The 8,737-nt window shown below is 63.2% G+C and carries 8 protein-coding genes and 1 pseudogene; 3 read left to right on the forward strand and 6 right to left on the reverse strand.

The window, feature by feature from the left end; genetic code table 11:
• The 5 genes and pseudogenes from ACTHNR_RS02805 to ACTHNR_RS02825 form a co-directional block, all read right to left on the reverse strand.
• Window positions 1-1,976: pseudogene (locus tag ACTHNR_RS02805) on the reverse strand (type III effector protein); the annotation flags it as partial.
• A 125-nt stretch (window positions 1,977-2,101) separates the two neighbouring features.
• Complete coding sequence (locus ACTHNR_RS02810; RefSeq protein ID WP_440545933.1) at window positions 2,102-3,187, reverse strand: hypothetical protein; 1,086 nt, start codon at window positions 3,185-3,187, stop codon at window positions 2,102-2,104.
• Window positions 3,188-3,265: 78 nt separating this feature from the next.
• Window positions 3,266-4,012: a metal-dependent hydrolase gene (locus ACTHNR_RS02815; RefSeq protein ID WP_440545935.1), complete on the reverse strand. Its 747-nt coding sequence runs from the start codon at window positions 4,010-4,012 to the stop codon at window positions 3,266-3,268.
• On the reverse strand, window positions 4,009-4,926 hold the full coding sequence (locus tag ACTHNR_RS02820) for a fatty acid desaturase family protein (RefSeq protein WP_440545936.1): 918 nt from the start codon (window positions 4,924-4,926) through the stop codon (window positions 4,009-4,011). Before ACTHNR_RS02820 ends, ACTHNR_RS02815 begins: the two co-directional genes overlap by 4 nt.
• A gap of 8 nt (window positions 4,927-4,934) precedes the next feature.
• The gene (locus ACTHNR_RS02825; RefSeq protein WP_440545937.1) at window positions 4,935-5,372 is read right to left on the reverse strand and encodes a hypothetical protein; all 438 of its coding nucleotides are present in this window, start codon (window positions 5,370-5,372) and stop codon (window positions 4,935-4,937) included.
• A gap of 824 nt (window positions 5,373-6,196) precedes the next feature.
• Between ACTHNR_RS02825 and ACTHNR_RS02830 the strand changes: the two genes are divergently transcribed.
• Entirely contained in the window at window positions 6,197-6,427 is a 231-nt protein-coding gene (locus ACTHNR_RS02830; RefSeq protein WP_440545938.1) for a hypothetical protein, read from the forward strand.
• A 69-nt stretch (window positions 6,428-6,496) separates the two neighbouring features.
• Here ACTHNR_RS02830 and ACTHNR_RS02835 read toward each other — a convergent pair whose 3' ends face one another.
• Window positions 6,497-7,396 carry an SDR family oxidoreductase gene (locus ACTHNR_RS02835; protein ID WP_440545939.1) on the reverse strand — a complete coding sequence of 300 codons (900 nt, stop codon included), beginning with the start codon at window positions 7,394-7,396 and terminating at the stop codon, window positions 6,497-6,499.
• Window positions 7,397-7,494: 98 nt separating this feature from the next.
• On the opposite strand from ACTHNR_RS02835, the gene ACTHNR_RS02840 reads away from it, so the two are divergent.
• A complete protein-coding gene (locus ACTHNR_RS02840; protein ID WP_440545940.1) occupies window positions 7,495-8,370 on the forward strand; it encodes a helix-turn-helix transcriptional regulator in 876 nt (291 codons plus the stop codon).
• A partial coding sequence (locus ACTHNR_RS02845; protein ID WP_440545941.1) for a LysR family transcriptional regulator occupies window positions 8,360-8,737 on the forward strand: 378 nt, incomplete at its 3' end. The genes ACTHNR_RS02840 and ACTHNR_RS02845, both read left to right, overlap by 11 nt.

Below are 8,737 nucleotides of genomic sequence, written 5' to 3' on the forward strand. Positions count from 1 at the left end.
GTCATCGTATAGCGCTCGCGCTCGCCTATCGTATTGGCCTTGGCGAGCTTGGTCGCCTCCACTTGCTTGCGCGCGTCGCTGCTGAAGAGGTCGCGCGCGTCATGGTTTTCGATCGCCGCCAGGGCGCTTGCCGCCGCTTGCAAAGTGGTGCGCGCCTGAACCGGATCTTTCTCGGCAAGCGCCGCCTTCATTCTCGTTTGCGCGAGCTGGAAGTGGAGCCAATCGCGCAGGCAGGCTTTGACCTCGGCGCGTCTGCCTTGCATTTGCGCGCGCGAAGCCGCTGCGAGGCGAGGATCGCGGGCGCTGCCGCGGCCGGCTCCAGCATTGAAGTCGTGCAGTGAAACGAGCGATTCGGTGACCTTGCCCAGCAGCAGACGCCCCATGCTGTCGAAACGCATGCGCTCCGGCGTTTTCCACGCATCGGATACGGTCGCCTTGTTGAACTGGTTCGCATGCGATTCGGTGAAGGCCTCCTCGAGCGCCGCCACCGCGGTGTCGTCGGCGCCCGCTTGCGCCACCTGTCCCCGAAGCGCCGCATAGTCCTTCCAGTTCTTGACCGGATCGAGATCGTCCTTCGCGGTATCGCGGCGTGCGATCTCCTCGAGCGTGGCGAGCAGCTTCGCCTTCGCTTGCTTGCGCACTTGCGGCTTGCCTATCGCACGCTTCTCGGAGATATAAGTTCGATATGCCTGCCCGCGCTCCTTCTGCTGTGTCGCCGCGTTGCCCGCCAGCAGGTCCAGCGACTTCGCCAGCGCGACGATGGCGCGGTTGGCCTTGTCTTCGCCGTCCTTGCTCGGTCCGGAACTGAGTTGATAACCGACGTACAACGTCGCGGCCAGTGCGACGGGGGGGGCCGTCCCCCCGGCCGTGACGGCGGACGATACGACGACGGGCGTCAGAATGCCGAGGACGGTCGCCGTCATGCTTGCCGCGCTCGAGGCCACGCTCACGCCGAGCGCGCGCTTGTTTCCGTGGTATTCGATCTTCGCGCTTTCGGAAGCGGTCTTGTAATCGGCTTTCAGTTGCGCGCGCATGCAATAGCGCGCATGCGCGATCGCAAGGTCCTGTCCGGCGGCGTGCAGGTCCTTCTCGGCCTGTTGCCGCTGCGTTGCGGTGGCGTTCGGGGCCGAGAGACGAGCACGCGCATCGTCTAGGGCGGTTTGCGCGGTTTCCATTTTGCGCACGGCGTTTCGAACCTTGTTCAGGTCCCACGCCACGCGCGTGGCCGCTTGCATGACGTTGGGCCCTGTCTTGGCGCTCGGCGAAGCGTCCGCTTTACCCAGCGGCATGATTTCTTCGGTGCCCGAGTTGCGAAACCGAAGGTTGGCCGAATCGAAGGCAAGCTCGGTCGTCAGTGCCGTCATGAGCACTTGGATGGCCGAGAGCGCCGTCTTGGCCGGCAAACTGGCGGAGGCGGCCAATTGCGCGATGCTGAACGTGCCGCCGACGGCCGCGGCGGCTGCGGTGCGTTGTCGGTGCAGACCGCCGGTGCCGGTTTTCTTGAAGCTGTCGGCGACGGCGTCGGCATCGTCGAGCCCCACCGTTTTCAAGAACGTCGCGATCATTTCACGGTAGTAGGCCGCGTCGTCGGCGCCTTCGGGCAGCAGCCGGTGACTCTTGAGTTCGGCGGGAATCGAATCGGGCCGCGCGCGTTCGAAGTTCAACGCCATCAACCGCGAGAGCCCGACAACCGACGGCTGCGATCGCTGGCTTCGCGCCCACCGTTCGCAAATTTCGAGCGCCGCCGCTTCATCCCATTGCGCGACGCTGACGGCCGGCTCGTGCGGCACCTTTTTGATATCGAGCAATTGGGCGAGGCGCCCGCGGATCGTTCCGCGCGCCGACCGCGTGCTGCCGGCTGGCTGTGTCGCAGGCGCGGCCTCCGGCCCTTCTGCTTCCCGCGTGCCGCCTGTCGGCGTTTGGGCGGAGGCGGGGGGCGTGGCGGCGGAATGGATGCGGTTCGATGCGGATTTCATGGCGGGAGCGAGCAGGAGCAGGAGCAGGGGAAGGTACCGTGCATCCTAGGTCAGCGTCCTCAAGGGGCATTCGATGCCGGCGAAACCCTTTGTCCCGCAGCGAAACCGGCATCGAAGGCCGCCTATCAGGTCAAGGCGAATTCCACGCAGGCTCGCTGGGGCGAAGCGATGAGGCCGCGGCTAGGTTCACGCGAAAAATCGACTTCGAAGAGACGCACCGCGGAGGTTGTCCCGCAATAGTCTTCAAAGGCGGACAGCAGCGGATCGTCGTCGTGCAGGGCGGCGAGCGCGTAGAGATACGCTTTGCCGCACAGCGAGTTGTACGCGTGGGCCAAGAGCGTGGCGCAAAGCGATGGGTCGTCGTCTTGGGCGGCGATGAACGCAAGATAGACATACGGAAGCGGCTCGCCGCGCGCGGGCAACGTGGGCCATCCGCGAGCGGATGCCACCAGATTGTAAGGAATCCTAATCAGTCGCGTCGAGCGCGCATATCGTTCGACGTGGGCCTGACGAAGGCTACTCTGATTCCATATAGCGATCGTGGCGCAGATCTGTCCGCCCCGGCGCGCGACGAAAAAGTCCTCAGCGCGAAGCGTGTCGCATCGGCGGCCCGGCTCGAAATCCGACATGTCGAGCTCCGGGGCCCATCGCCGAGCAGCGCGTCGAGCGTTGACGAATCGCACGAGTTCCGGCAACTCATCACGCGTCGCTCGCCCCACTTCGACGCCCGGCATGCTCGGCGCCGTTCGCTTGCGTGTGAGCCGGAGTGCGCGCGCGATCACGCGCCCGCATGGCACATAGTGCGGCAGCCCGGCTCTGCCGCCCAAGAGGTTGCCCAATGCTCGTTGGTTGTCATCGTAGATCAGCGTGTAGCACGGCAGTGGGTCGGCATCGTGAAGCGTTCTGACGTATCGGTAGATGCGCGCGAGCAGGAACCCGTTGCGATGATCGGGATCGATGCGCAGGTCGGACAGAAACGCGGTGCGCCGCGGGCGGCCCTCGATATAGGCTTTTGCGACAGACCGGCAGCCAGTTGCGACGATGCGGCCGGTGGCGACGTCCCTCGCGACGATGACTTGCACGGACGAGCCAAGTAGGCGCGAGGCGCCGAAGTAAGACGGCTCGCGCCGCAACGTAATCGCGGCGTCGCCTTCGATCGGATCGAGCGCCATGCGGTGGCGCAACTGAGCGTCGTCATCAAGGGTAGCCAAGCAAAGGGAGTACCGAGTCATAAATCCTAAAAGAGAATTGAACAAGCGCGTATCGACGTTGGGGGAAACGACTCGTGGTTAGTGCGCGCCCTGCGCGGGCGAGAGCAGCAGGGCGAACCAGTGTCGAGCCATGCGCATCAGGGAGGGGAGTGCGCCGCTCGCGAACCGCAGGGTGTCGACAAGCATGGTGCGTCGGCTTGCACCCGCGCGGATATCGCAGCGACAAAGCGAGCACGTATAGCGCAGTAGATCGGTGCCGAGATAGCCCGTGGCGAGCAGCAGGGCTAGCGTGAGCAAGCCCCGTCCGAGCCCGGCACGGTATGCCACGCGAGCGGCCACATGGCAGTGGCCCAGTTCTTCGCGCGCGTGCCATCGCCAGAGCCGGGCCGCGCGCGTACCTTCGTCGACGAGCAAAAAGGGGTGCCCCTCGATCTCTTTCGCGAGCACGGACGTCAATTGTTCGAATGCCACGACGAGCGCGAGCTTCATCGGGACGCTGAAGCCGTCCAGTTCGGCGGTAATGCGACCCGCACGTTCGACGATGGGCTGCGTGAGCGGGGCCGCGTCGACGAGCGCGGCGTTGTAGCGGGTGTGTGCTCGTCGATGAGCGAGCTCTTCCCGAATGAATCGGTCGATTTCGCTGCCAAGCTCGCCTTCCGGCTGGGGTTCGACCGATGAGCGCCACGCTTCGAGCGTATCGATCAAGAACTGTTCGCCGGCCGGTAGCAGCAGCGAAAGCGCGTCGAAGAACCGGCTGCGGACGACCGTGCCGTTCCAAGCACTCGAGCGGGAAGCAACCGATGAAGGATGAGGGCTAGTGGTCATGAACGACGATTAGAGCGAAATGAAGTGGGAACGATTGCGTTCGCTCGTTGGCCCGCGGCTGTCAGCCAAAGTCTAGGACCGCTTGCAAACCACCGGCGCGCGAACATGCCATACGCGAGCGGCGTGGCGGTTGCATCGGCTTTTAGCGCGCCGGGGGTCTGGAACCAGCGAAGCGAGGGATTTCCGTGGTGGACGCGATGCAGTGCGCGGTGCAGCGTCACCCAGCCAAGACCGAACGGCAGCACGATGTCATGGCTGATCGATCGCGAATCGCGGTTATGCGACATGGAAGCGATTGCGACGCCGTAATGCTCCGCTTGCGTCAGGATGAAATCGATCCAAGAAAACATCAGCAGCGGAATCAGGTAGGCGCAGGCGATGGCGCCCGGCGCGACGCGCAAGCCGGCGACGATGAGCAGACCGAAGGTCGCCATCCAGCCGAGTGCGAGATGCCGCTGCAGGCGCTTGTTCGCGGGCGCCATCGGCCAGGCAGTCCGACCGATGTGCCAGGCTACCCAAGGCAGCTCCACCGGGGCGAGCAGCCAGATCCAGCGTGTGCGCCAGCTGAGCGAATAAAGGCGGCCTTCGGGATCCGCTTCCGTGCACGTCGCGCGGTGATGGGCGAAATGAAAATAGCGGTATGTGAAGAAATTAACGCCAAACAAGGCTGCGCAGACGATGCCGACGGCATCGTTCAAATAGCGGTTGCTAAAGAACGTCCCATGCACGCTCAGATGTTTGGCTTCCTGGCATCCCACCAGCAGTAGGGCTTGAAGGATCGTCAGCGCGACGAGCAGGCAGCACGAGGAGGTCCGGCAAATCAAGACGGTATTCGCTGCCACCGCTGCAAGAAACAAGGCGCTCGGGACGTCGGCGGACCATCGACCGGCAAGACGTTGGATAAGTGCTTCCATGGGCCCACTCACAGCCGTGCCGCGAGCGCTTGCGTGACACGCCGAAGGAACGGTACGGGCAAAGCGGCCCAGATCGGCGCGAACGTCGATAAAGGGACGGCGCCGCGCAAAATCACGCCGTAGTCGAGCGAGCGCTCGTGCGGAAAATAGTTGGGCTTGATCGAAACGATTTTCGTGAAGCCGCGCGACCGGTAGTACCGCAATTGCGGGTCGAGTGGAAGTCCGCCGCGCCGAGCGCCGACATAGTCGTCGACGGGACGATGCGGATTGACGCGGCGCCAGTCGCGTAGGCCGGGCACCGGAGAGCCGAGATAGATATGGCGCCACCCCTGCTTGAGCGCGAGCGGCCAAAAGAACTTCAGCAGTGCGAAAACGCCTTCCTGATTGCGGCTCGAGAGGCTGATGCCGAACAGGGTCGAGCTCGTATGCGCAAGGGGAGCTCGCACGCAGTCATTCCATGTCTGGGCGTGTCGATAAAAATCGTCGGCCACAGGACGCATGAATAGCGAGGCGAGTAGGCGACCTGATCGTGTGCAGAATGCGCCGATCGCCAGTTCGGGATGCGAGTCGATTCGCGCGCGAATTTCATTTTCCGATGCTGCCTGCAGGTCGTTCCATTTCTCGTGTTCGAGTTCGAGGAGGGCGGGTAAGTCTCGATGACTGAGAAAGCGAGCCGTTGCGGGCTCCACTTGGACGGGGCGAGTGCTGAAAGGGGAAATGAAGTGAAGGCTATGATCCATTGACTAGCATGCCGTACGTCACCATTCGCCGGCTATTCGAGTTTTAGAGGGAGAAATTTTGTCTTATTCATATGTCGTCGATATGACGTGATTAACTCGTTTGCGAATATCGGTATGCGAGTTGATTGAAATGAGTGAAATCGTATTCAGTGGGTAGGTGAGTGGGAATAAATAGTATTTTGAAGAAAATCCTTACGAGTGGTTCAGTTAATCCTTACCCGGAACGCCTGCGCGCCTCGCGCGCCGTTGTCGTAGGCGGCCTGGTTCCTGTAGCCGGGAAAGAGCCCCACATGGAAAAACGTCGGATCCAGTCCGAGAAAATGGGCAGCATTGCCCAAGAAGGACATTTCAAGGCTAGTATCGAGTGGTTCTCGTGTGCCGCTACCGCGTGAAATCCCTCAACGGTTTGCGGCACACCCACGCCTGAAATGATGACGATTTCAACTATGCGCCGTCGGTTCGGAAGTGCCGACACGGAAGCCGTCCGTCCACTGTTTGACAACTGTCGCGGTGGCGGTGAAGATCGCGGTATGGAAGCTAGAATTTCGGCGCTCGAAGCCGCCAACAACGATACGCGCGACAGACTCGCGCGTATCGAGACACGCCTGGACACCGTTGCGACCCGAGCGGACTTGCTTGATATGAAAGCAGCCCTTCATCTCGAAATCAACGCGCAAACCTGGAAGCTCGTGACGTCCGTCTGCAGTTTCGGTACGGCGCTTGTCGCGGCGACGTACTTCATGGCAAAGCACGTCAGCTAGCGTGGAGGCGCAAGCCGTTTATGTCCACGTCCACTCCCATGCCGCGCGGCGCCGAGCCAGGCATGAACGTTAAGCCGCCGCTTCGGCGTATCTCGCTTCGTTCAAATCCGAGATGAGCGTCGGCCCCGTTGGTTTCCATCCCAAACGCGCCTGCGTCAACGCGCTCGAAGCAGGCATGTCGAGTAGGGCGAACATCGTCATCCATCCGAAGTACGCTTGCGCTTCCTCTCGTGCAATCGAGACGGCCGGCACGTTCAGCCCCCGTCCCAGGGCCTCGGCTATCTCCCGGGCGCTGATGCCTTCTTCACCCACTGCGTGATAGCGCGCTCCGCGCTCGGCCTTCTCGATCGCCAGCCGGTATAGCCGCACGACATCGGACAGATGTCCTGCAGGCCAGCGGTTGAGGCCATCTTCCACGTAAGCAGACACGCGTTTCTCGCGCACGATTTCGATGAGCGGCGTAATGAGTCCCTGCCTGAAGGGGTTGTGCACTTGCGGAAGACGCATGACGGAGACATTGACGCCCGCTTCCAGGAGCGCATTGCCCGCCATCTCCGAGGCGATGCGAGGGTTGGCGTGCGTGGCGTTGAATACGTCCTCGCTGGCCGGTTGCCCGTCGCCGCGGCTGCCGGCGCCCGTGCCCGAGGTGAGAAGGAGCGGGCGATCGGATCCGGCCAGCGCCGAGCCCAGGGCCGCAATCGCGCGCCGATCTTTTTCGCAGTTGTCCACGAAGCGCGAGAAATCGTGATCGAACGCGAGATGGATGACCGCGTCCCCCTTTGCCGCGCCGCTGCGCAGGCTCTCGGTGTCTTCGAGCGTGCCGCGATGGACCTCGGCGCCCGCCGCCGTCAGCGCCTGCGCGCCGGCATCCGAGCGCGTCATGCCGATCACCTGATGGCCGGCTTGGATGAGTTCGGGAACCAAGGCCGAGCCGATAAAACCGGTGGCGCCTGTCACAAAAATGCGCATCGTGAATTCTCCTGGTTAGTCACCCAGACACTATGCGATCATCCTTTATCCTGTTGAAGTAGTGACCTTATCCTGGTAAACGGACTAGCAGGCTCGTCATGTCATCGAACGCCGCCCAGACCCTCGGGGAATTCTTGCGCAGCCGCCGCACGCGGCTCGACCCGGCCAGCTTCGGCTTCTCCGGTCGCAGACGCACGCCCGGATTGCGCAGGGAAGAAGTCGCGCAACGCGCGAACATCAGCGCCGCCTGGTACACGTGGCTCGAGCAGGGCCGCGGCGGTGCGCCTTCGGCCGAGGTGCTGGACCGCATCGGCGCCGCGCTGATGCTGACGGACATCGAGCGGGAACATCTGTTCATCCTGGGGCTCGGCCGGCCGCCGGAAGTGCGCTATCGCGCCGTCGCCGGCGTGAACCCGCGATTGCAGCGCGTACTGGACGCGCTCGACGCCAGCCCCGCCATCGTGAAGACCGCGACGTGGAATGTCGTGGCGTGGAACCGCGCCGCGGCGCTCGTGCTCACCGATTACGGCGCCTTGCCGCCAGGCGAGCGCAACATTCTGCGTTTTCTATTCTGCAACCCGGCCGTCAGATCCAGGCAGCACGATTGGGAGAGCGTCGCGCGCTTCGTCGTCGGGACGTTTCGCGCCGACGTGGCGCGCGCGGGGCTTGCCACCGAGGTGGGCGATCTCGTCGACGATCTCTGCCGGACCAGCCCCGAATTCGATCGCATGTGGCGCGAGAATCATGTGATGAGCCACGGGGACGGAGAGAACGTGAAGCGCTTGCTGCATCCCGAGCTCGGCGTGCTTGAGATGGAGTATTCGTTGTTCGCCGTCGATGGCCGGCCCGACCTCAGCATGCTCGTGTATACGCCGCTGCAGGCGCAAACCGCGGAACGCATCCGCGCATTGCTGCGAGCGTCGGCTGCGGATGGCGCCGGCGTAGCGGCGCGGAGGACCACTCGTGGGCATTAACTTCGATTTGAACGATTTGCAGGCGTTCCGCGCGGTGGCGGAGCTGGGGAGCTTTCGCAAGGCGGCCGAGGCGGTCAACATTTCTCAGCCCGCCTTGAGTCGCCGCATCGACAAGCTCGAAGAAGCGCTTGGCGTGCGTCTGTTCGAGCGCACCACGCGCAGCGTCACGCTCACCACGATCGGCCGCGTATTCGCGCCGAGCGCGGAACAACTGCTCGACGATCTCGATGTCGCGCTGCTCGGCATTCGCGATGTCTCGACGAGCCGCATGGGTCACGTGACCATCGCCTGTGTGCCGTCGGTGGCCTATTACTTTTTGCCCAGCGTCATCGCGAATTACCGTCGGCGCTTTCCCCGCATCAGGGTC

It is taken from the genome of Trinickia sp. (genome assembly GCF_051954495.1).
Classification (GTDB): domain Bacteria; phylum Pseudomonadota; class Gammaproteobacteria; order Burkholderiales; family Burkholderiaceae; genus Trinickia.

Excerpts from the sequence above, each read along its gene's own strand:
- ACTHNR_RS02815 (WP_440545935.1), bottom strand. The coding sequence starts at position 4,012 with ATGACCACTAGCCCTCATCCTTCATCGGTTGCTTCCCGCTCGAGTGCT.
- ACTHNR_RS02820 (WP_440545936.1), bottom strand. The coding sequence starts at position 4,926 with ATGGAAGCACTTATCCAACGTCTTGCCGGTCGATGGTCCGCCGACGTC.
- ACTHNR_RS02830 (WP_440545938.1), top strand. The coding sequence starts at position 6,197 with ATGGAAGCTAGAATTTCGGCGCTCGAAGCCGCCAACAACGATACGCGC.
- ACTHNR_RS02835 (WP_440545939.1), bottom strand. The coding sequence starts at position 7,396 with ATGCGCATTTTTGTGACAGGCGCCACCGGTTTTATCGGCTCGGCCTTG.
- ACTHNR_RS02840 (WP_440545940.1), top strand. The coding sequence starts at position 7,495 with ATGTCATCGAACGCCGCCCAGACCCTCGGGGAATTCTTGCGCAGCCGC.